Origin of the sequence: Vreelandella sp. F11, from assembly GCF_042466685.1 — a bacterium.
GTDB lineage: Bacteria > Pseudomonadota > Gammaproteobacteria > Pseudomonadales > Halomonadaceae > Vreelandella.
The window spans coordinates 2,253,271-2,274,271 of record NZ_CP170448.1; the positions used below are offsets into that span (position 1 = coordinate 2,253,271).

Consider the following 21,001-nt stretch of genomic DNA (forward strand, 5'->3'; position numbering starts at 1 on the left):
GTATTAACGATCGGCGAGAGTGACCCGCGCACCGCCAAAGGCAAGGCTGCGTGGGTTTGCCACAGGGCGGTTGTTGGTGAGGTGAGTAATTCCTACCCCGCAACGGCCCACCATCCAAATCAGGCAGGCAGTGAAATAGAGGTAACCCAATGCCCAGGGGGCTATTGCCGGTAACCCAATCCACCCCAGTAAGTGCCAAATAGCCGTGAACGCTACCCCGCTAAGTACGCCTAACCAGAAAGTCCGAATCTGAAACTGCAGATGGGAAGCAACCCACTCCTCTGCATCGTTTTTTTTCAGATGGGCGATAAGCACTCCAAGGGGGGCGGTGACCACAGCTAACACGCTACCCAGAAAGAGCATATAAACCACGATAGCCGTGCCTCGCCCGCGGCTTGTCTTAAGGCCATTTAAGGTGCCTGTAGTTGATGTGGCTTCGGATTGGGAAGCGGAGGGCATGGATGATGGAGCGTTAGCCATACAGAACCTCATTTGGCAAAGTAGAAGACATTAAGAAGTATTATTAATGCATCTATTGTAGTGCAACTAGTTATGGCTTTATTGTCTGGGATCAAACCCAGTGATCGTTACACATTGAGGGTGGGGATACGCATTAATCCTGCCAACTGCGGGTAACGATTGGACAGCACGTCTGCGAGGGTATAGCGGTCAAGCACCTCCAGAAATGCTGACAAGGCTTCGCTTAGAATGGGCTGGAGCCGACAAGATGGGGTAATGATGCAGTTGTTATCACTATGAAAACACTCCACTAACTCCATGCCATGTTCCATTTCGCGCACAAGCTTACCCAACACGATTGTCTCAGGGTCACGGGTAAGCAATAAGCCGCCATTCTTGCCCCGGATAGCAGTAACGTAGTTCTTCTGACTCAGTTCCTGAACGACTTTCATCAAGTGATTACGAGAAATATCAAAGGTCTCTGCGATCTCGTTGATGGTTGAGCGCTCTTCTCCCTTTACCGCGAGGAAGATCAATACGCGTATTGAATAATCGGTGAATCGGGTGAGATGCATGGACTTTCAGTTGCTCCGAACGTGACACGGTTTTAAACAGTATATTGTATGAATGTTCAGGGGCGTGCAATAACTACAGGGTTGAAATATCGCTGAAAGTAACGGGCTAAGGAGACTTTATTGGCGGAGTTCTAACCGGTCGAAATGTGGCTCCAAGCGATTGACCAACGCATTTAATCGAGTTTTAGAGGGCGCATGGGTAACAGGCTGAGAGTAGCTGGCGTCAAGGCATTGCCCTCCACGGGCCACCTGTAGCGCGTAGTGGCGTACGCCGCAGTCAGCAAGCGTCATGGCCAATCGTTCCACGTCGGCTAGCTTAAAATCCTTCCAGTGGATGGTGGTGCGACACTCGAAACTGAGCCCACTGTCGAGCAGAATTCCCAAGCTACGGGCATGTAGCTGCCAGATGCCGGGACGACCGCATATACGGTCAAACTCTTCGCCTCGCCCTTTTACATCCAGCCCCACCCAGTCAAGATGCGGTAATAACCGGGTGAGACGGTCAGGATAAGGGCCGGCGGTATGCAACCCTACCTTAAATCCCAGTGCTTTGCCGCAGCAGGCAAATCGGCGTTCACGGTTGGTTCACCGCCACTGAAAACGACGGCTTCCAACAAGCCTTGCCGGGTGCTCAGAAACTCCAGTACTGCTTGCCACTCATGGGGCTCACCTCGGCGCGGCGGGATCATGCTGGGGTTGTGGCAGTAGCCGCAGCGTAGCGGGCAGCCTTGGAGAAAGACAACGCACGCCAGATGATCGGGATAATCTAGGGTGGTCATGGGCACAAGCCCGGCGATGGGTAGCCGAACCGAGTTGGGTTGAGCGCTAGCGTTATCAAGTACCGTAAGAATAGTCATTGTGATAACCCCATACAGGGGGCTATCGCCAGGCCCCCTGCCGTCGTGAGTGAGAGATAAGGGTTAGTTACAGAGAGACGGCGCCTTCAGTAAAATGGCGGCGCTCCTGGTGTTCGGCACGCTTACCGATGTTGAACTGGCTTACCGGCCGGTGGTAACCCATGACCCGGGTCCAGACTTCGCAGCGCTGGCGTTGTTCAGTGGGCAAGTTAGCGTATTGAGTGGTTTGCATTGGAAAGTTCCTTAAACGAGTTGATAAAAGTGAGGCAAATGCCTCATGCCGTGGCGGCGTTGGTTGCGCTCGCCGTTTGAGCCCAGAGTGCTTCATCGCACTTGGGGCAGAACTCATGTTCACCGGCCAGGTAGCCATGTGCCGGGCAGATCGAAAAGGTGGGTGTCACCGTGAGATAGGGCAAGCGAAAGTGTGAGAGCGCCGTTTTTACCAGCTTGCGGCAGGCCGTGGCCGAGGTAACCCGTTCGCGCATATAAAGATGCAGTACAGTCCCGCCGGTATAGCGCGTCTGTAAGGGATCCTGGTGGCCCAATGCCTCAAAAGGGTCATCGGTATGGCCCACCGGTAATTGGCTGGAATTGGTGTAGTAGGGCGCCTCGGGTGTACCGGCCTGAAGAATGTCAGGAAAACGCGCCAGATCCTCCCGGGCGAAGCGGTGGGTCGTGCCCTCCGCTGGTGTGGCTTCCAGGTTGTACATATGGCCGGTCTGTTCCTGAAATTCGCGCATCCGCTCCCGAACGTGGTCAAGCAGATCCAGCGCCAGCTGCAGCCCTTGGGCGTCGGCGATATCGCAGCGATCCCCAGTAAAGTTACGCACCATTTCGTTAAGCCCATTCACACCCAGAGTGGAGAAATGATTGCGTAAGGTGCCCAGGTAGCGCTGGGTAAAGGGGTAGAGCCCCTGATCCATTAGTTGCTGAATGCGCTCGCGCTTGAGTTCGAGGCTATCGCGCCCGAGCGACAGTAGGCGATCCAGTTCACTGAACAGCCCGGCTCGGTCGCCGGCAAAGCGGTAACCCAGCCGGGCGCAGTTGATCGTCACTACTCCCAACGATCCGGTTTGCTCAGCGCTGCCGAACAAACCGTTGCCGCGTTTAAGCAGCTCACTCAAATCAAGCTGCAGGCGGCAGCACATGGAACGCACCATATGGGGTTCCAAATCCGAGTTTAGAAAGTTCTGAAAGTAGGGCAGGCCATATTTGGCGGTTAGAGCGAAAAGCCGCTCGGCGTTGTCGCTTTCCCAGTCGAAATCATGGGTGATGTTGTAGGTGGGTATCGGGAAGGTAAACACCCGCCCATGGCGATCACCGGCTTTCATGACTTCCAGATAGGCCCGGTTGATTAAATCCATCTCCACCTGCAGCTCTCCGTAGCTGAATGGCTGCTCCTCGCCGCCGATAACCGGTACCTGCTGGCGCAAGTCGTCGGGGCAGACCCAGTCGAACGTCAGGTTGGTGAAGGGCGTCTGGCTCCCCCAGCGCGACGGCACGTTGAGGTTGTAGATAAATTCCTGGAGCGCCTGCTTGATCTGTGTGTAGGTCAGTCCATCCTTGCGCACGTAGGGTGCCAGATAGGTATCGAAAGAGCTGAAGGCTTGTGCCCCGGCCCACTCGTTCTGCAAGGTGCCAAGAAAATTAACCATCTGCCCGAGGGCACTTGAAAGGTGGCGGGGCGGGTTGCTTTCGGCTCGTCCCTGCACCCCATTGAATCCTTCTAGTAGCAGAGTGCGCAGCGACCAGCCGGCGCAATAGCCGCACAGCATATCCAGATCGTGAATATGCAAATCACCTTCCCGATGAGCTTTCCCCACGGCGTGGGGGTAAATTTCATCGAGCCAGTAGTTGGCGATCAACTTGCCAGAGACATTGAGGATTAAACCGCCCAATGAATAGCCCTGATTGGCATTGGCATGGACACGCCAATCGGCGCGTTGAAGGTACTCGTTGACCGTCGAGGCGACATCGATATGGCGCTTTTCTGCCTGAACGCTAGTGGTGGTTGTCACTTTTTATCCTATATATGCCAATATTTATAAAAATAAGCACTACATGTTGTGTATAGGGTAAGCGTTCAGGATTTTCAGAAAAATGATCCAGATCAGAATTAGGTGGATAAGAACAGGGCGAAGCGGAGGCGCTTAAGTTTTTGCGTCTGCGTCTGCGTCTGCGTTAGCTGGGCGCAGTGCGGGTGTTATCCATACCCGGTCGGCCGTACCAGTAACCGTCGCAGATTTCAGCCTCTACCAGCGTCAAAGGATCGGGCGTAGCTAACCTGCCGTGGCGGGCCTGGTCGAAAGCCTTGACCACCTCGGCCATTCCTTCCGCTCTGGGGCTGAGGCGGGCCACCAATACCCCCATATCCGCCATGACCATAAGTTCATGGCGCAGATCCTGGCAGGCGCTGGAAAGGGTTTGAATACCGTTCAGGGTAAAAACATCCCGGGATTCTTGTGAACGTAGCACCAAGCCTTCGGGGTACTTTTGGCAGACGAACTTGCAGCGGTCTTTGGGTGTTTGGTGACGCCGGGCGGTAAAGCAGCGTGACGACCAGGCCAAGGGGAGATGACCGTAGGCGAATACTTCGCATGGGTGGGGAATGCCTGCCTGGTGGCAATCGTGAATAAGCTTAGCTAAGTCTTGCTGTGACATTTCTACCGGCGCTTGCCAGCGTTTCATTCCAGCACGTGCCATGACGCCCAGCGTCGCCGGGTTGTAGAGGTTGAGCGCAGCACCGGCGATAAACGGCAACCCGGCACTGGTGAGGCGCTGCAGGGCGCTTTGGTCATTGGCCTCGACAATAAAGTCGCCGTTGTCACACAGCCTGCGTAAGTCACGCAGATCGGCCTCAGACTCGATCAGTGTCTGGCTGGCGAGTACAACCTGCTTGCCCGCCTGGGTGAGCTCGCGGCCAATGCCTAGCCAGTCGTCCAGTTTCATATCGCGGCGCCGCGAGCAGACGGTTTCGCCCAGGGTAATAATCTCTACCGGCCAGTCGGCCGCCTCGCGGTAGAAGTCGGCGTAGCGTTGCCGAGTCCAGTAAAAAAGTACCGGCCCGAGTGAGAGTTGAAGAGGGCCGGTTGATAAGGTTGGTGATGGGGGAGGTGTAGTGTGCGACATAGTAGGCTCCTATTTCCAGCGGCGCTCGTAGGCGCCTAGGGTAGTGATGGCACCTTCGGAAAGCTCGGCAAGGCCGGACATCCAGGCAGCTTCTGGATGAAAGCGTTCAGGCTCAGCCGCTAGGTGATTAAGCGCCTGACGCCAAATGCTGGCTACTTTCGAGACATAGGCAGGACTGCGCTGGCGTCCTTCGATTTTTACCGCGCTGATGCCCAGGTCGCGCAGCTCCGGCAGCAGCTCCAGGGTATTGAGGCTGGTGGGTTCTTCGATGGCGTGATAGGTCTCGCCCGCCACCTCGAAGCGACCCTTGCATAGGGTGGGGTAGCCCGCGCGCTCGCCTTCGGCGTAGCGGTCGATAAGAACGTTGTTAAGGCGTGACTCTAAGCCTTGAGGTGTCTCTTCCCAGCGTACATGGGCTGCAGGAGAACAAACGCCCCGGGTATTGGGAGAGTCGCCGGTGAGGTAGGAGGAGAGATAGCAGCGCCCTTCGGCCATGATGCACAGGCTGCCGAAAGCGAACACCTCCAGTTCTATCGGTGTTTGCCTGGCGAGGTCGCGAACCTGAGTGATTGACAGCACCCTTGGCAGTACGGCGCGCTTGATGCCGAAATGCTGGTGGTAAAAGCGTAGCGCTTCATGGCTAGTCGCCGAACCCTGTACTGAAAGGTGCCGCGCGATCTCGGGGTGATGGCGAGTAGCGTAGTCGAGCAGTCCCATATCGGCGAGAATCAGCGCATCCACGCCCAGTTCGGCTGCCTGGTCTACGGCCCGCGTCCAGTGTTGCCAGCCATCGGGCTGGGGATAGGTATTAATAGCGCAAAAAACGCGTTTGCCATGTCGGTGGGCGTAATCGATCCCCTCGCGGGCACGTTTGTCGGTAAAGTTTAGCCCGGCGAACTGCCGTGCGTTGGTGATGTTCTGGAAACCGAAATAGACAGCGTCAGCACCTTCGTCGACGGCACGCTTCAGGGCGGGCAGGTTACCGGCGGGGCATACAAGCTCCATAGCGAGACTCCTTGCGGGGAAAATCCGAGCAGTTTAGTCACCTATTTCTTGCTGCCTTTTGACTCAGGTCATAATGGGGTGGCTTTCAAAAGTGGATTGCGCAGCAGGGGAGTCAAGCTGGATGCAGGCGATTTTTAAAACGTATACTGTATGAATATTAACCGCTCCTTACTCTAGCCACTTCTCTAGACCTTCCTTAGAGGCCTTTCCCGATCATGCAAGATGAACTGCTCTTCAACCGGCCCCTGGTAGAGAAATATGACCGCCCGGGCCCGCGTTACACCTCCTATCCGACTGCGCCGCAGTTTCATGCCGCCTTTGCAGAGGATGATTACCGTAGCGCCGCCGAGCGCAGTAATCGGGTCGCAGTACCCAAGCCGCTTTCGGTCTATGTGCATATCCCGTTCTGCAAAAGCCTGTGCTACTACTGCGCCTGCAACAAAATCATTACTCATAATACCGAACGAGCTGCCGAATACCTTCAGTGGTTAAAACAGGAGATACGTGTTCAGGGAGCGCTGTTCGATACCACCCGCCAAATGACCCAACTGCACCTGGGCGGCGGCACCCCAACCTACTTAAGCAACATCCAGCTAAGCGAACTGATGGCGGCGCTTGACGGCGCCTTTCATTTCGCCGCACCTGAAAAGCGTGAATTCTCGCTGGAGGTAGACCCCCGCACCGTGACCCCCGAACAGGTCTTTGAGCTCTACTCGCTGGGCTTTAATCGGTTGAGCTTCGGTGTGCAGGATTTCGATCACGACGTGCAGCAGGCGGTCAATCGCGTCCAGAGCGAAGAGCAGGTGGTATCTCTGGTCAAGGCCGCCCGCGAGGCAGGGTTTGATTCGGTCAGCGTGGATCTGATCTACGGACTACCGCTGCAGACGGTGGCGAGTTTCGATACCACGCTAACCAAGATTATTGACCTGCAACCGGATCGCATTGCCGCTTATAGCTACGCCCATCTACCCGAACTTTTTAAAGCTCAGCGGCTAATTCGCCCCGAAGACATGCCGCCCCCCGAGCGCAAGCTGGAGCTGTTGGAGCTTACGATTAACCGCCTGACGTCTGCAGGCTATGTCTACATCGGCATGGATCACTTCGCCCTTCCGAATGACGAGCTGAGCCTGGCCCGTGAGAATGGCACTCTGCAGCGCAATTTTCAGGGTTACTCTACCCACGCCGACTGCGACATGATTGGGCTGGGCATTACCTCGATTGGCAAGGTGGGCGATACCTTTAGCCAAAACGTCAAGGAAACTGCCCAGTACCAGCATCGCCTGGAGGAGGGTCGCCTGCCGGTCTTTCGAGGCTATCGCCTCAGCGATGATGACCGACTGCGCCGCGATGTCATCAATACCCTCATGTGTCACGGCCGACTTGAATTCGCCGCTATCGAGGCCCGCCACAATATCGATTTTTGCAGCTACTTCGCGAGTGCCTTGGCGAGCCTCGAAGAGATGGCGGACGACGGGTTAATTGCTTTGCGCGACCATGAAATCGAGGTGCTGCCATCAGGGAGGTTGATGATCCGCAACCTGGCCATGGCGTTCGACGCCTACCTGAAACCAACGGAAAACCGTTATTCGCGCACGGTGTAATTTCAACAGTGCCAACCGTCTATTCCTTTACGTTGGCCGCTCTATCACCTTGGGGGTAGATAGGGTGTATATGGAGGTAATCACGCAGTAATTCGCTTGTCGATCACGCAGAATCCACTCCATGGAACCCGCACTGTCGGGTATGCAAATTTCCGAGGAGCCTGGAGATCGACCATGAGTCACTTCATAGATCGGCTGAATTTCTTCCGCAAGTCCCGCGAGCCTTTTGCTAATGAGCATGGCGAACTACGTAGCGAATCCCGCCAGTGGGAAGATAGTTATCGTGCCCGCTGGCAGCACGACAAAGTGGTGCGCAGCACCCACGGGGTGAACTGTACCGGCTCCTGTAGCTGGAAAATCTACGTTAAGAACGGTTTGGTTACCTGGGAAACCCAGCAGACCGACTATCCGCGCACCCGTCCTGATCTGCCTAACCATGAACCGCGTGGCTGCCCACGCGGCGCTAGCTATTCCTGGTACCTTTATAGCGCCAACCGCCTCAAGTACCCCTTAGTGCGTAAGCCGCTGCTGGCGCTATGGCGCGAAGCACTCAAGGCGAATCCCGACCCGGTGGATGCCTGGGCGTCGATTGTCGAAGACCCCGCCAAGACCAAGCAGTACAAGCGTGCCCGCGGTATGGGCGGCTTCGTTCGCGGTAACTGGGACGAGCTCAATGAGCTGGTCGCGGCCTCGAACGTCTACACCGCTAAGCAGTATGGCCCCGACCGGATCATTGGCTTTTCGCCGATTCCCGCCATGTCGATGGTCAGCTACGCGGCGGGTAGCCGTTATTTGTCGCTGATTGGCGGCGTCTGCATGAGCTTCTACGACTGGTACTGCGACTTGCCGCCAGCCTCACCAATGACCTGGGGCGAGCAGACCGACGTACCTGAGTCCGCTGACTGGTACAACTCCGGCTACATTATCGCCTGGGGCTCCAACGTGCCCCAGACACGTACCCCGGATGCTCACTTCTTTACCGAAGTGCGCTACAAGGGCACCAAGACGGTCTCAATTACCCCGGATTACGCCGAAGTCTCCAAACTCACCGACGAGTGGCTCTCTGCCAAACAGGGCACCGATGCCGCCCTGGCCATGGCCATGGGCCATGTCATCCTCAAAGAGTTCCACCTTGAGAACCCCAGTGCTTACTTCACCGACTATGTGCGCCGCTATACCGACATGCCGTTCCTGGTGGAACTGGAAGCGCGGGAAGATGGCAGCTTCGCACCGGGTCGCCAACTGCGTGCCAGTGATTTTGATGCTGCCCTGGGCCAGGAGAACAATCCCGAGTGGAAAACCGTCGCCTGGGACGAAACCCGTGACCAGCTGGTGGTACCACGCGGTTCCATCGGTTTCCGCTGGGGCGAAACTGGCGACGAAGTGGGCAAGTGGAACCTGGAATCGCTGGACGCCGCAGGCACTGAAATCAAGCCGTTGCTAAGTTTGGTCAACCACCACGATAGCGTCGCGCGCGTGGCGTTCCCTTACTTCGGCGGTATCGAGCACGAGCACTTTGAGCACGTTAAAGGGGCGGGTGTCGGCGCGGCTGACGACCTACTGTTCCACAATTTGCCCGCCAAACGCTTGAAGAGAGCCGATGGCAGCGAAATGCTGGCGGTGACCGTTTTTGATCTGATGTGTGCCAACTACGGTATTGACCGTGGCTTTGTCGGCGACGGCGAAGATGATGGCGCCACCTCGTTTGACCAGATTCGCCCCTATACCCCCGCGTGGCAGGAGAAAATCACCGGTGTCTCGGCAGAGCAGTGCACCCGCATCGCCCGTGAGTTTGCCGACAACGCCAATAAAACCAATGGCCGTAGCATGATCATCGTCGGTGCCGGGATGAACCACTGGTACCACATGGATATGAACTACCGTGGCCTGATCAACATGCTGGTGATGTGTGGCTGTATCGGTCAGAGCGGTGGCGGCTGGGCTCACTATGTGGGTCAGGAAAAACTGCGTCCGCAGACTGGCTGGACGCCGCTGGCCTTTGGCCTTGACTGGCAGCGCCCGCCGCGCCATATGAACTCTACCTCCTTCTTCTACAACCATTCTTCCCAGTGGCGTTACGAGAAGCTCGAGATCAAAGAGATCCTGTCGCCGCTGGTCAAGGCCGAGGAGTACCCCGGTAGTCTGATCGACTTTAACGTGCGCGCCGAGCGTATGGGCTGGTTGCCGTCAGCACCTCAGCTAGACACTAATCCGCTGCGCCTGGCCAAAAAAGCCGAAGCCGCGGGTATGTCAACAGCCGACTATGCCGTTCAGCAGCTCAAGAGCGGAGAACTGCGCTTTGCCGCGGAAGACCCGGATGCGCCAGAGAACTTCCCGCGCAATATGTTCATCTGGCGCTCCAACCTGCTGGGTAGCTCAGGTAAGGGCCATGAGTACATGCTCAAGTACCTGCTGGGTACCCGCCACGGTATTCAGGGCAAAGATCTGGGTGACTTTGGTGGCCAGAAGCCTGAAGAAGTCGTATGGCGTGACGAGGCGCCGGAAGGCAAGCTCGACCTGCTGGTGACGCTGGATTTCCGTATGTCCACCACCTGCCTCTACTCGGATATCGTGCTGCCCACGGCAACCTGGTACGAGAAGGACGACCTTAACACCTCGGACATGCACCCCTTTATTCACCCCTTGACTGCCGCCACCGATCCGGCTTGGGAATCGCGCAGCGACTGGGATATTTACAAGGGTATTGCCAAGGCTTTCTCCAAGGTGTGTGTAGGCCACCTGGGCGAAGAGACCGACCTGGTCACGCTGCCGATGCAGCACGACTCGCCAGGAGAATTGGCCCAGCCGGCGGTGATGGATTGGAAGAAGGGCGAATGCGCGCCGATTCCCGGCAAGACCATGCCATCGCTGATTGAGGTCAAGCGCAACTATCCCGAAACCTATGAGCGCTTCACCTCCGTAGGGCCGCTGCTGGAAAGCATCGGTAACGGCGGCAAGGGCATCGCTTGGAATACCGATGCTGAAGTCGAGCTGCTGGGCAAACTCAACCATCGCAAGCTGGATGGCCCGCATAAGGGGCGGCCGCTGATCGACAGCGCTATTGATGCCGCCGAGATGATTCTGACCCTGGCACCGGAAACCAACGGCGCCGTAGCAGTAAAAGCGTGGGATGCACTCTCCAAGATTACCGGACGCGACCACACGCACCTGGCGAGGCCCAAGCATGAAGAAAAAATTCGCTTTCGCGATATTGTCGCTCAGCCGCGCAAGATCATCTCAAGCCCGACCTGGTCCGGCCTCGAGGATGAGCACGTCTCCTATAACGCCGGTTATACCAACGTTCACGAGCTGATTCCATGGCGCACCGTGAGTGGTCGTCAGCAGTTCTATCAGGATCACGCCTGGATGCGCGCGTTCGGCGAAAGCCTGTTGGTCTATCGTCCGCCCATCGATACCAAGGCGGCCAAAGGCTTCACACTGCCCGCCGACAACGGCTTCAAGAGCAAGGCGCTGAACTTCCTCACGCCGCACCAGAAGTGGGGCATCCACTCCACTTACTCGGACAACCTGCTGATGTTGACGCTCAACCGCGGCGGCCCGGTGGTGTGGCTCTCCGAGGCGGACGCGGCGGAGATCGATATCGAGGACAACGACTGGATCGAGGTCTACAACGCCAACGGCTCGATTGCCGCGCGGGCAGTGGTCAGCCAGCGGGTCAAGGCGGGCATGGTAATGATGTACCACGCCCAGGAGCGCAACGTGAACGTCCCTGGTTCTGAGATCACCGGCACACGAGGCGGCATTCACAACTCGGTCACCCGTGTCTGCCCCAAGCCAACCCATATGATCGGCGGCTACGCGCAGCTCTCTTACAGTTTTAATTACTACGGCACCGTCGGCTCAAACCGCGATGAGTTCGTGTTAGTGCGCAAGATGAAACACGTTGACTGGCTGGATGGTGAAGGCAATGACAGCGTTCAGGAGGCCGTGAAATGAAAATTCGTTCCCAGGTAGGCATGGTTCTCAACCTTGATAAGTGTATTGGTTGCCACACCTGTTCGGTGACCTGCAAAAATGTCTGGACCAGTCGCGAAGGTATGGAGTACGCCTGGTTCAACAATGTCGAGACCAAGCCCGGTATCGGCTATCCCAAAGAGTGGGAGAACCAGGCCAAGTGGAAGGGCGGCTGGATGCGCCGTAACGACGGCCGCATTGAACCGCGTATTGGTGGCAAGTGGCGGGTGCTGGCGAACATTTTCGCCAACCCCGACCTGCCCGAGATGGATGACTACTATGAGCCGTTCACTTTCGACTACCAACACCTGCATACCGCCAAGATCGGCGAGCACCAGCCGGTGGCGCGTCCGCGCTCGCTGATTTCCGGTCAGCGCATGAAAAAGATCGAATGGGGCCCCAACTGGGAGGAGATTCTCGGCACCGAGTTCGCCAAGCGGCGCAAAGACGCCAACTTCGACAAGGTGCAGGCAGATATTTACGGCCAGTTTGAAAACACCTTCATGATGTATCTGCCGCGCCTCTGCGAGCACTGCTTGAACCCCACCTGTGTGGCGTCCTGCCCCAGCGGTGCGATCTACAAGCGGGAAGAGGACGGCATCGTTCTAATCGACCAGGACAAGTGCCGCGGCTGGCGGATGTGTATCTCCGGCTGCCCCTACAAGAAGATCTACTACAACTGGAAAAGCGGTAAGTCCGAGAAGTGTATTTTCTGCTACCCGCGTATCGAGGCCGGTCAGCCGACCATCTGCTCCGAGACCTGTGTGGGCCGCATTCGCTATCTCGGCGTGCTGCTGTATGACGCTGATCGTATCGAGGAAGTGGCAAGCTCCCCTGACGAGCGTGACCTCTACCACCGCCAGTGCGAGATTTTCCTAGATCCTAACGATCCGGAAGTGATTGCCCAGGCCAAGCGGGATGGCATCCAGGATAACGTCATCAAGGCGGCCCAGGCCTCACCGGTCTACAAGATGGCGATCGACTGGGGGTTGGCGCTGCCGCTGCACCCGGAATACCGCACGCTGCCGATGGTGTGGTACGTGCCGCCGCTGTCGCCGATTCAGTCCGCCGCCGAGGCAGGCCATGTGGAGTTCGACGGCATCCTGCCCAAGATCGAATCGCTGCGTATCCCGGTGAAGTACCTGGCTAACCTGTTGACAGCCGGCGAGGAAGAGCCTGTGGTGTTGGCGCTCAAGCGCTTAATGGCAATGCGGCTCTATATGCGCGGCAAGCACGTGGAAGGTGCCCCCAACGCCGAAGTGCTCGATGCGGTGGGACTGAGTGTAGCCCAAGTAGAGGAGATGTACCGCTACCTGGCCATTGCCAACTACGAGGATCGTTTCGTGATCCCCACCAGCCATCGGGAAATGGCTACAGAAGCCTTCCCTGAACGGGGTGGATGCGGCTTTACCTTTGGTGATGGCTGCCACGGTGAGAGCCAGCCGAACCTGTTTAATGGCCGTAAGCAGACCAGCGTGTTGGTGAAACCGGTAGAGGTCTTCGACCCGCAGCCGCAACTTGAGGAGTCTCGTCATGACTGAAGCCGCTATCCAAGCGCCTATCTCATCGACCCAGATAGAGCCGCCGTTTGAGCCGCTACAGGGCATGCGTAGCCTGCGCGTGCTGGCCCGTCTGCTCGATTATCCGACCCAGGAACTGCAGGATGCCTGCGGCGAGCTCATCGAAATTCTCAATGCCGAGCGCCGCCTGGGGGCGGCTCTTAAGGCATCACTGATGGCGTGGTGTCAGCGTCTCCAAGAGGGCGAGTTGCTTGAACTGCAGGCCGAGTATGTCGCCATGTTCGACAAAGGGCGCGCTACCTCGCTGCTGCTATTCGAGCACGTTCACGGCGAATCCCGTGATCGTGGTCAGGCCATGGTGGATTTAATGGCTGAATACAGCGCTGCCGGTTTCGAGCTGGATGCCCGGGAACTGCCCGATCATCTGCCGGTATTCCTTGAGTACCTTTCAATGTGTGACGAAGCCGAGATCGGCCGCTGGCTGGGGGAGATACGCCATATCCTGGCGCTGCTGACCGCACGGTTGGAGGAGCGGGGAGCGGATCACGCCCTGGTGCCACTGTCACTATTGGCGTTAATCGGCGCCGAGGGCGATGTCGAGGAGCATCGGCCCCAGGTCAAAAAAGAGGCGCCTGATAACACCCCGGAAGCGTTGGATGCCGTATGGGAAGAAGAAGCGGTGCGCTTCTCGGCGACCTCTGACGAGGATTGCGCGCTGCAGTCTGCTGAAGGCCGCCGTCTTGCTGAGCGTAAAAATTCCGTTAAGAGCGAGGCTGTTCGCATTATGACGGCCACCTCGCCAACCTCTTCTGCCAATCGTTAATAGGAGAACCGCTATGAATGACGCGATTGCGCACTACGTAACCCATCTTATCTACGGTTACTACCCCTACCTTGCCGGCACGGTGTTCCTGCTGGGTAGTCTGCTCCGTTTCGATCATGGTCAGTACACCTGGAAGACCGGCTCCAGCCAGATGCTGTCATCCAAGAACATGCGCCTGGGCAGTAACCTGTTCCATATCGGTATTATCGTGATTTTCTTCGGTCACTTGGTGGGCATGCTCACACCGCACTGGGTTTATGAACCGTTCCTGCACGCCGGCACTAAACAGCTAGTGGCTATCGTGGTGGGCGGTATTGCCGGTGCCATGTGCGTGGTGGGCGGCGCCATGTTGCTCTATCGTCGTCTGGCCAATCCACGCGTAAAGGCGTCGTCGAGCATGATGGATACCTTGATCCTGGGCTTGATCGTCATACAGGCGTGCCTGGGCATGGTGACCATCATCTTTTCGCTGGGCCATATGGATGGCGAGATGATGCTGACACTCTCCAGCTGGGCGCAGTCGATTGTCTTCTTCAGCGGCGGTGCGGCGGACTACATGCAGGAAGTGTCGTGGATCTACAAACTGCATATCTTTATCGGCCTGACCATCATCCTGCTGTTCCCGTTTTCGCGGCTGGTGCATGTGTGGAGCGCGCCGTTCGGCTACGTGACTCGTCGTTATCAGCTTGTCCGCCGTCGTGGCTAAAACTGACTTCTGCTCGCCCTGGCCTAGAGGAGAAATAACATGCAGATGATTGATATCGAACAGCTACCAGGGGGTGTCGCCCCGCCTCCGGTACGTGTCGGCGACGCCCCTATCGATGAAGCAACGATTGCGTTGGAGATGCAGTACCATCCCGCCGAAACGGCGGGGGAGGCCCAGCTTCAGGCAGCCCGTGCGTTGGTGGTCAGAGAGCTGCTGCGCCAGCGTGCTAGCGTCCTGGGCCTACTATCGACACAGGAAGTTAGCGAAGTACAGGAAGATGCGGCGATTGCTGCCTTGCTCGAACAGGAACTTGAGGTGCCGGAACCGGGGGAAGCAGATTGCCAGCGCTTTTTTGAGACCCACCGCGAGCGCTTCAGCGAACCAGTGCAGTTACGCGTTCGGCATATCCTGCTCGCGGCCGCACCCGATGACTCCCAGGGTCGCGATGACGCTTACCAGTTGGGCGAAAAGCTACTCGAACAGCTTAATCAGATACCCGAACGGTTTGCCGAATTTGCTCAACACCACTCCGCGTGTCCTTCAAAAGAGCTGGATGGTGATTTGGGCTGGCTGGTATCAGGGCAGACTGTTCCAGAGTTGGATCGCGCTTTGCAGCACTTGCCCGTAGGTCTACACGAGCGCCCCTTGGCGTCTCGCTATGGCTGGCATGTGGTGAGTATTGACGAGCGCAGAGAAGGTAGGGCGTTAGCTTTCGATCAAGTTATTGACCGGGTGCGCCATAGCCTACGGGAGCAGGCAACTCGACGCGCGCTGCGTCACTATTTGCTGGCGTTAGAGAGCGAAATAGGCGTCGAAGGGATTGTTCTGGATGACGATGCTGGCGGCAGCTTGATGCAATAGCAAAGCTAATAGGAGAGGCTTGATGTCCCATGTTCCTGTAGATGCTCTTTTCACTCCGCTTGGCATCGCGGTGCTAACGGTTTCCGATACGCGTGGTTTCGATGAGGATGGCAGCGGTGATCTGCTGGTTAAACATCTGAGTGAAAGCGGCCATACCCTGGTAGAGAGGCGCATCGTTGTCGATGATATCTATCAGGTTCGTGCCGTGGTCTCGGAATGGATTGCACGATCAGATATCCACGCGATTCTGGTTAATGGCGGCACTGGCTTTACCGCTCGGGATACCACTCCCGAGGCGTTGATACCGTTGTTCGACAAAGCGATTGAGGGGTATGGCGAGCTGTTCCGCCACTACTCCCTGAAGACCATTGGTACAGCGACGATTCAGTCTCGCGCCGTAGCTGGGGTGGCCAACCGAACGATGATGTTTGCGATGCCCGGCTCGCCCAAAGCGTGTGCGTTGGCGTGGGACAAAATAATCGCTCTGCAGCTGGACTCCCGCACTCGGCCCTGCAACTTCGCCGCCATGGTGCTGCCTTCAGCAACCCCGTGCAGTGGACGTCATAAAGCGACTTCTTCCAATGAGGTGGAGCGCTTATGAACTGTCACTGCGCAGAAATAGTCACGCCCGGCTTGTTAGATCTGTTTGATGCACGCCAACGGCTTATCGACAGCGCCACGCCCATTAATGCAGTAGAAAGCATCACCCTAGAACAATCGGCGGGGCGAGTACTGGCAGAAACGCTGGTCGCACCTCTCGATATGCCGGGTGTGGACAATAGCGCTATGGATGGTTACGCGCTGTGTCTGGCTGATTACCAAGCGGTACCTCGCGGTGCAGGCTTACCCATTCTTCAACGCGTACCGGCTGGGGCAGGCGTCATGCTGCTACCGGAAGGAGGCTGCGCGCGTATTTTTACCGGCGCGCCGGTACCCATGGGGGCAGATATTGTGGTGCCTCAAGAGCGGGTAACCCTTGATCAGCGAGGGCATATCCACCTTGAGGGTAGCTTGGAGCTAGGCGCTAACATTCGCCGCCAGGGCGAGGAGACTCGCATAGGCACCCCGCTGCTCACTGCGGGTAAGCTTCTCGATGCCGCGTCAATTGCGCTGCTGGCAAGCCATGGAATCAATGCTGTGACCGTCAAACGGTGCCTGAGAGTGGCGCTGCTTTCCACCGGCGATGAGCTGATTGCCCCAGGCACGGCGCGATCACCGGGTCAGGTATACGACAGCAATCGCGCCATGCTTAACGTACTACTAGCGCAAGCTCAGTGCGATGTGCTGGATTTGGGCGTCATTGCTGATTCCCCGCAGTCATTGCATCAGGCTTTTGAGCACGCACAAACCGCTGCAGATGTGGTGATGTGCACAGGTGGCGTTTCGGTCGGCGAGGAGGATCATGTACGCCCGGTGATCGAGCAGCGCGGTGGGTTACATTTTCATGGGGTCGCCATGAAGCCAGGGAAGCCTTTTGCGTTCGGTTATCTGGGCGCGGAGCCTGCCTCTTCCACACCGTTAATGGCGCTGCCGGGTAACCCAGTGGCCTCCCTGGTGGGCTGGCAACTGCTGGCGCTGCCGTTTATTCATGCCATGCAAGGTAGAAGTGTCGCTGCGTTGCAGAGTTATCCCGTTAAGGCAGGCTTTTCTCAGCGCGGCCCCAGGGGGCGTTGTGAGCTGTTAAGGGTGGTGCTGGATTGGGCAAGAGAGCTGCCAGTGGCGCAGTTAGCGGGTGGGCAGGGCTCGCATATGCTCAGTGCGGCTAGCCAAGCCGATGGCTATTTAATGATTAATCCCGAAACAGACGTAGCAGAAGGGAGCACCTACAACTACTACCCCATTAATCAGTTCGCCGCTTGAATTTTTATACTCACTGTGGCTGCTGATGCTGTTTTCTTTTTATAGGAGAGGGTATGTCTTCACATCACAAACCCCGCACACTGATTTATGCCTGCTCCGGCTGCTCTGATGTGGCGCAACTTGCCAATAGCGTTGCCCTGCGTCTTGACCATGCGGGAGAGGCAGAAATGTCCTGCATTGCCGGTGTGGGCGGTGGTGTGCCCGGCCTGGTGCGTATTGCCCGCTCCGGGCGGCCTATCGTAGCCATTGACGGGTGCAAGATGCACTGCGCCAGCCACTGTCTAGCCAAAGCGGACGTGATACCCACAGAGCACGTAAAGCTATATGAAAACGGCCTGCGCAAGCGACGGGGTCAGTTTTATGATGAGCAAACAATCACTGAGGTTACCGCAGAGGTAAAAGGACTCATTGCCCGGCTGCCCGTTAATGCCAGTACCCAAGAGGAGCCCGTAGAATGAATGCACTAGTTGATGGGTTTGGCCGTACGGTGCGTTACCTGCGTATATCGGTGACTGATCGTTGTGATTTTCGCTGTGTGTATTGCATGGCTGAGAAAATGACCTTTCTGCCACGCGCCCAACTGCTGACCCTTGAGGAGATAGCTGCGCTTTCGCAGGCGTTTGTCGAGCTGGGCGTGGAGAAAATCCGTCTAACTGGCGGTGAGCCGCTGGTACGACAGGGCGTACTAACGCTAGTGCAAAAACTCGGTGCATTGGAAGGTCTGCGCGAGCTGGCTATGACCACCAACGGCTCAGGCTTAGTCAAACATGCTGATGCTTTGCGCCAAGGCGGGCTACATCGGCTCAATATTAGCCTCGACTCGCTCAAGCCCGAACGCTTTAAAGCATTAACCCGGACGGGGGATCTTGATCAGGTGATCGCGGGTATCCGTGCAGCGCGTCGCGCTGGCTTTCAGTCGATTAAGCTCAACGCCGTACTGCTCAAGGGGCGCAATGACGACGAAATTCTCGACTTGGTAAACTTTGCCCGGGATGAACAAGTCGATATCAGCTTTATCGAGGAGATGCCGCTGGGCGCTATCAGCGAGCATAACCGTGGTGAAACCTTTCTTTCCACTGATGCGGTTCGCGAGACCATAGAAAACCACTATCAACTCTTACCCACCACCGAGACCACCCTAGGGCCATCCCGCTATTACCGTATGGCAGACAGCCAATCGCGGATTGGCTTCATCTCTCCCCATAGCCACAATTTCTGTGGCGCCTGTAACCGTGTCCGGGTGACGGCTGAAGGTCGGCTACTGCTTTGCCTGGGCAATGAGCATTCGGTAGATTTACGCGCCGTCATGCGACGTTATCCGGGGGACTCCCAGCGGCTTAAATCAACTATTGTTGCGGCCATGAAGAAAAAGCCTGAGCGTCATCACTTCACGACGGATGGTGAGGTTCAAATAGTACGATTTATGAATGCAACAGGCGGATGATACGATTTAGTGAGTGTTTTAAACTAATCGTTAAGCGTTTTTTAAGCGCATGAAACGCTAACCCAGCCCCCCTGGGGCTAGTGGTTAATAGCGCTTTCCGTTAAGCTCCTCTGCAATTTTTATCTGCCTGCTTTGAGGTGAGTGTATGTGGAGCCTGCTTAGGCTGTCTGCAATATCACTATCAGTACTCATGATAGCTGGTTGCTCAGACCCCAAAATTGATACTAGCTCCATGCCTGCGTCGGTTGTCTCTGTTGAGAAAGTGCGTAACTCCTTGCCCACCTACAAGCGCGATGAGTTTGATCAAGGGCTGATCATTATCGCCACGTCAACGTCGTTTAGTGGTATCGATATTCTCAACCCTCATCGCATGAATGCTGCTGAGATCGCCGAAACTGCCAACGCGCAAATGCATGGATTAACGGGGGATCAGGTGATCCAGCGTGCCGATCAAATTCTGCGCGAGCGCCGGGCACGCGAACGCGAACAGGCTATTCGCACCTTAAAGCGGCTGGAAGAGAAGCGTGCAAACGCTGCCCACGACCAGCAGCAACTAGCGCGGTTTACCATTGATAGTGCTCGCTATTATATGGGATCAAGCCCCTATGGTGCCCCAGAGCCAGTCATTGTTCTTGAAGTGACCAATGGCACTGATCAGACCATTTCTGAGCTGCTTTTGAGGGGCGTCGTGGCTAGCGCTGATAGCTCAGTACCTTGGGTAGACGAAACGTTTTACTACGTTATACCTAATGGCATTGAGCCAGGAGAGACACTGGAGTGGAGCCTTGCGCCTAATCGCTTTGGCCCATGGGGAAATGCTCAAATACCGAGTAATGCAGAGTTGACGGTCACTTTGGAAGGTCTGAAAGATCTTGATGAACAGCCATTATGGAACTCACCCGAGCTAACAGAACACGAACTGGCCAGGCTTGAGCGACTGCAAAAGGAGTATGGTGGCATTGCATTCTCCCGTTTGGATTGAGCCTCGTGTGGAGTAAGCCTTGTGTACCGTAAGCGCTGCAAAAACCAAAACGCCCTAGCGGTTATTCGCTAGGGCGCACGTGCCTACAACCATGATCTTTGTGTTTAAGGGGGACTTACTCTTTAGCTTCATGGTCGGCGAGGGCGGCAACAATGGCCTCTTCCCACTGCCCTTCGGTTAAACCCCAATGTTCCATCTCTGACTGATCAGGGCTGCCTTCCGACGCCTCACGCAGTTTATCGACGCTGCTGCTTTCATAGCAGTGCTTGGCGAAGTCTTTGGTTTTTACATCTTTTAGCTGGTTAATCATCGACATATTGAGTTCCTTTCAAGGTCAATTGAGGTAATGCTCCCTCAGTGTAGCTATTCTGGCCACTTTTACCTGACTTGGTTCCCCAGTTCCGTTTAGCTGAAGTGAAAAAAGAGCAGGGTGCGCTTTTCGTAAAGCTAGCCAGCCATCAGCGTATCGATAAAAATCTTACCGGCGATACTTGCCAGCAGTAGCATAACCAAATTATCAAACCAGCGGTGGGGCAGCCTTTTGCCCAGGCGGGCGCCTAGCGGCATGGCGGCGAGTATCACCACAAGGGCAAGGATACTAAACAGAAAGCGCTCCAGAGTTAAAATACCCGCGTTTAAAAGCGCCGGTATTTGAACAATGGTAATGGCGACGAAGAAGACCGAGATCGAGCCAATAAATACGTTTCGTTTCAGCTGCATTGCATTGAGAAACGTCACCGAAGCCGGTGCTGACATGCCTGCTGCGCCTTGAAGCACGCCTGCAAGCAGGCCAATGGGAATCGCTAGTCGCGCTGCGATAGTAAAAGGCAGGGCAATGCGGCGTTTCATCACTTTGATGATCAGGTAAAGCACGATCACCCCCGCGACACTCAGTGACAATATATCGGGCGATAAAACGACTAATCCCCAAGTGCCCAGCACAATGCCTAGCCCGCCGGCGATGGAGAACGCTGCCAAGAAACGCAAGGGTAATAAGTGGCGTCGATATTGCCATACCTGTAAGGCATTGCTAAATAAGTTAGGCGCGACCAAGAGGGCGATAGCGAGCTGAACGTCGTACAGCATGGTAAGAATGGGGACGACAATAACCGGGACGCCGGAACCGATGGCGCCTTTAACGATACCTGCGACGAGTAGTGCTATAAACGCAATGAACAGCATAAGGCGACCCGGTCCCTTTTAG

Annotated in this window: 21 protein-coding genes; 11 read left to right on the plus strand and 10 right to left on the minus strand. The window is 56.3% G+C overall.

All coding sequences use genetic code 11. From position 1 onward, the window contains the following. Nucleotides 1-3: 3 nt before the first annotated feature. The 8 genes from ACFIOZ_RS10210 to ubiU all read right to left on the minus strand — a co-directional run bounded on the left by ACFIOZ_RS10210 (nucleotide 4) and on the right by ubiU (nucleotide 6,025). Nucleotides 4-480: a DUF4870 family protein gene (locus ACFIOZ_RS10210; RefSeq protein ID WP_386083717.1), complete on the minus strand. Its 477-nt coding sequence runs from the start codon at nucleotides 478-480 to the stop codon at nucleotides 4-6. Nucleotides 481-587: 107 nt separating this feature from the next. Then, on the minus strand, nucleotides 588-1,034 hold the full coding sequence (locus ACFIOZ_RS10215; protein ID WP_386083719.1) for an Rrf2 family transcriptional regulator: 447 nt from the start codon (nucleotides 1,032-1,034) through the stop codon (nucleotides 588-590). 117 nt (nucleotides 1,035-1,151) lie between these two features. After that, nucleotides 1,152-1,562: a hypothetical protein gene (locus ACFIOZ_RS10220; protein WP_386083720.1), complete on the minus strand. Its 411-nt coding sequence runs from the start codon at nucleotides 1,560-1,562 to the stop codon at nucleotides 1,152-1,154. A gap of 2 nt (nucleotides 1,563-1,564) precedes the next feature. After that, nucleotides 1,565-1,891, minus strand: coding sequence for a radical SAM protein (locus tag ACFIOZ_RS10225; RefSeq protein WP_386083721.1), 327 nt, complete (start codon nucleotides 1,889-1,891; stop codon nucleotides 1,565-1,567). 67 nt (nucleotides 1,892-1,958) lie between these two features. After that, on the minus strand, nucleotides 1,959-2,123 hold the full coding sequence (gene nrdD, locus ACFIOZ_RS10230; protein ID WP_386083723.1) for an anaerobic ribonucleoside-triphosphate reductase: 165 nt from the start codon (nucleotides 2,121-2,123) through the stop codon (nucleotides 1,959-1,961). A gap of 43 nt (nucleotides 2,124-2,166) precedes the next feature. Then, a complete protein-coding gene (locus ACFIOZ_RS10235; protein ID WP_386083725.1) occupies nucleotides 2,167-3,909 on the minus strand; it encodes a ribonucleoside triphosphate reductase in 1,743 nt (580 codons plus the stop codon). A 163-nt stretch (nucleotides 3,910-4,072) separates the two neighbouring features. Next, nucleotides 4,073-5,020, minus strand: coding sequence for a U32 family peptidase (locus ACFIOZ_RS10240; RefSeq protein ID WP_386083727.1), 948 nt, complete (start codon nucleotides 5,018-5,020; stop codon nucleotides 4,073-4,075). Between the two features lie 9 nt (nucleotides 5,021-5,029). Then, a complete protein-coding gene (ubiU, locus tag ACFIOZ_RS10245; protein ID WP_386083729.1) occupies nucleotides 5,030-6,025 on the minus strand; it encodes a ubiquinone anaerobic biosynthesis protein UbiU in 996 nt (331 codons plus the stop codon). Between the two features lie 215 nt (nucleotides 6,026-6,240). On the opposite strand from ubiU, the gene hemN reads away from it, so the two are divergent. The 11 genes from hemN (at nucleotide 6,241) to ACFIOZ_RS10300 (ending at nucleotide 19,797) form a co-directional block, all read left to right on the plus strand. After that, complete coding sequence (gene hemN, locus ACFIOZ_RS10250) at nucleotides 6,241-7,626, plus strand: oxygen-independent coproporphyrinogen III oxidase (protein WP_386083731.1); 1,386 nt, start codon at nucleotides 6,241-6,243, stop codon at nucleotides 7,624-7,626. 174 nt (nucleotides 7,627-7,800) lie between these two features. After that, complete coding sequence (locus tag ACFIOZ_RS10255) at nucleotides 7,801-11,583, plus strand: nitrate reductase subunit alpha (RefSeq protein WP_386083733.1); 3,783 nt, start codon at nucleotides 7,801-7,803, stop codon at nucleotides 11,581-11,583. Continuing rightward, complete coding sequence (gene narH, locus ACFIOZ_RS10260; protein ID WP_386083735.1) at nucleotides 11,580-13,142, plus strand: nitrate reductase subunit beta; 1,563 nt, start codon at nucleotides 11,580-11,582, stop codon at nucleotides 13,140-13,142. Before ACFIOZ_RS10255 ends, narH begins: the two co-directional genes overlap by 4 nt. Further along, nucleotides 13,135-13,944, plus strand: coding sequence for a nitrate reductase molybdenum cofactor assembly chaperone (gene narJ, locus ACFIOZ_RS10265; RefSeq protein ID WP_386083737.1), 810 nt, complete (start codon nucleotides 13,135-13,137; stop codon nucleotides 13,942-13,944). Before narH ends, narJ begins: the two co-directional genes overlap by 8 nt. Before the next feature lie 13 nt (nucleotides 13,945-13,957). Next, nucleotides 13,958-14,650, plus strand: a complete 693-nt coding sequence (gene narI / locus ACFIOZ_RS10270) for a respiratory nitrate reductase subunit gamma (protein WP_386083738.1) — start codon at nucleotides 13,958-13,960, stop codon at nucleotides 14,648-14,650. Between the two features lie 39 nt (nucleotides 14,651-14,689). Then, nucleotides 14,690-15,511, plus strand: a complete 822-nt coding sequence (locus ACFIOZ_RS10275; RefSeq protein ID WP_386083740.1) for a peptidylprolyl isomerase — start codon at nucleotides 14,690-14,692, stop codon at nucleotides 15,509-15,511. 22 nt (nucleotides 15,512-15,533) lie between these two features. Further along, complete coding sequence (gene moaB, locus ACFIOZ_RS10280) at nucleotides 15,534-16,112, plus strand: molybdenum cofactor biosynthesis protein B (RefSeq protein ID WP_386083742.1); 579 nt, start codon at nucleotides 15,534-15,536, stop codon at nucleotides 16,110-16,112. After that, the gene (gene glp / locus ACFIOZ_RS10285) at nucleotides 16,109-17,371 is read left to right on the plus strand and encodes a gephyrin-like molybdotransferase Glp (RefSeq protein WP_386083743.1); all 1,263 of its coding nucleotides are present in this window, start codon (nucleotides 16,109-16,111) and stop codon (nucleotides 17,369-17,371) included. Before moaB ends, glp begins: the two co-directional genes overlap by 4 nt. 53 nt (nucleotides 17,372-17,424) lie before the next feature. Continuing rightward, nucleotides 17,425-17,829, plus strand: coding sequence for a putative zinc-binding protein (locus tag ACFIOZ_RS10290; protein ID WP_386083744.1), 405 nt, complete (start codon nucleotides 17,425-17,427; stop codon nucleotides 17,827-17,829). After that, a complete protein-coding gene (moaA, locus tag ACFIOZ_RS10295; protein WP_386083746.1) occupies nucleotides 17,826-18,815 on the plus strand; it encodes a GTP 3',8-cyclase MoaA in 990 nt (329 codons plus the stop codon). The genes ACFIOZ_RS10290 and moaA overlap by 4 nt, the downstream gene beginning before the upstream one ends. A 190-nt stretch (nucleotides 18,816-19,005) precedes the next feature. Further along, the gene (locus ACFIOZ_RS10300; protein ID WP_386083748.1) at nucleotides 19,006-19,797 is read left to right on the plus strand and encodes a DUF6694 family lipoprotein; all 792 of its coding nucleotides are present in this window, start codon (nucleotides 19,006-19,008) and stop codon (nucleotides 19,795-19,797) included. 115 nt (nucleotides 19,798-19,912) lie between these two features. On the opposite strand, the gene ACFIOZ_RS10305 is transcribed toward ACFIOZ_RS10300, so the two are convergent. Further along, complete coding sequence (locus tag ACFIOZ_RS10305; RefSeq protein ID WP_138801026.1) at nucleotides 19,913-20,113, minus strand: hypothetical protein; 201 nt, start codon at nucleotides 20,111-20,113, stop codon at nucleotides 19,913-19,915. Nucleotides 20,114-20,244: 131 nt separating this feature from the next. After that, the gene (locus ACFIOZ_RS10310; protein ID WP_386083750.1) at nucleotides 20,245-20,979 is read right to left on the minus strand and encodes a sulfite exporter TauE/SafE family protein; all 735 of its coding nucleotides are present in this window, start codon (nucleotides 20,977-20,979) and stop codon (nucleotides 20,245-20,247) included. Between the last annotated feature and the right edge of the window lie 22 nt (nucleotides 20,980-21,001).

Bases quoted from the DNA above. Each gene is read 5' to 3' on its own strand.
- ACFIOZ_RS10210 (WP_386083717.1), bottom strand. From the start codon at position 480: ATGGCTAACGCTCCATCATCCATGCCCTCCGCTTCCCAATCCGAAGCC.
- ACFIOZ_RS10215 (WP_386083719.1), bottom strand. From the start codon at position 1,034: ATGCATCTCACCCGATTCACCGATTATTCAATACGCGTATTGATCTTC.
- ACFIOZ_RS10225 (WP_386083721.1), bottom strand. From the start codon at position 1,891: ATGACTATTCTTACGGTACTTGATAACGCTAGCGCTCAACCCAACTCG.
- nrdD (WP_386083723.1), bottom strand. From the start codon at position 2,123: ATGCAAACCACTCAATACGCTAACTTGCCCACTGAACAACGCCAGCGC.
- ACFIOZ_RS10240 (WP_386083727.1), bottom strand. From the start codon at position 5,020: ATGTCGCACACTACACCTCCCCCATCACCAACCTTATCAACCGGCCCT.
- ubiU (WP_386083729.1), bottom strand. From the start codon at position 6,025: ATGGAGCTTGTATGCCCCGCCGGTAACCTGCCCGCCCTGAAGCGTGCC.
- hemN (WP_386083731.1), top strand. From the start codon at position 6,241: ATGCAAGATGAACTGCTCTTCAACCGGCCCCTGGTAGAGAAATATGAC.
- ACFIOZ_RS10255 (WP_386083733.1), top strand. From the start codon at position 7,801: ATGAGTCACTTCATAGATCGGCTGAATTTCTTCCGCAAGTCCCGCGAG.
- narH (WP_386083735.1), top strand. From the start codon at position 11,580: ATGAAAATTCGTTCCCAGGTAGGCATGGTTCTCAACCTTGATAAGTGT.
- narJ (WP_386083737.1), top strand. From the start codon at position 13,135: ATGACTGAAGCCGCTATCCAAGCGCCTATCTCATCGACCCAGATAGAG.
- narI (WP_386083738.1), top strand. From the start codon at position 13,958: ATGAATGACGCGATTGCGCACTACGTAACCCATCTTATCTACGGTTAC.
- ACFIOZ_RS10275 (WP_386083740.1), top strand. From the start codon at position 14,690: ATGCAGATGATTGATATCGAACAGCTACCAGGGGGTGTCGCCCCGCCT.
- moaB (WP_386083742.1), top strand. From the start codon at position 15,534: ATGTCCCATGTTCCTGTAGATGCTCTTTTCACTCCGCTTGGCATCGCG.
- glp (WP_386083743.1), top strand. From the start codon at position 16,109: ATGAACTGTCACTGCGCAGAAATAGTCACGCCCGGCTTGTTAGATCTG.
- ACFIOZ_RS10290 (WP_386083744.1), top strand. From the start codon at position 17,425: ATGTCTTCACATCACAAACCCCGCACACTGATTTATGCCTGCTCCGGC.
- moaA (WP_386083746.1), top strand. From the start codon at position 17,826: ATGAATGCACTAGTTGATGGGTTTGGCCGTACGGTGCGTTACCTGCGT.
- ACFIOZ_RS10300 (WP_386083748.1), top strand. From the start codon at position 19,006: ATGATAGCTGGTTGCTCAGACCCCAAAATTGATACTAGCTCCATGCCT.
- ACFIOZ_RS10305 (WP_138801026.1), bottom strand. From the start codon at position 20,113: ATGTCGATGATTAACCAGCTAAAAGATGTAAAAACCAAAGACTTCGCC.
- ACFIOZ_RS10310 (WP_386083750.1), bottom strand. From the start codon at position 20,979: ATGCTGTTCATTGCGTTTATAGCACTACTCGTCGCAGGTATCGTTAAA.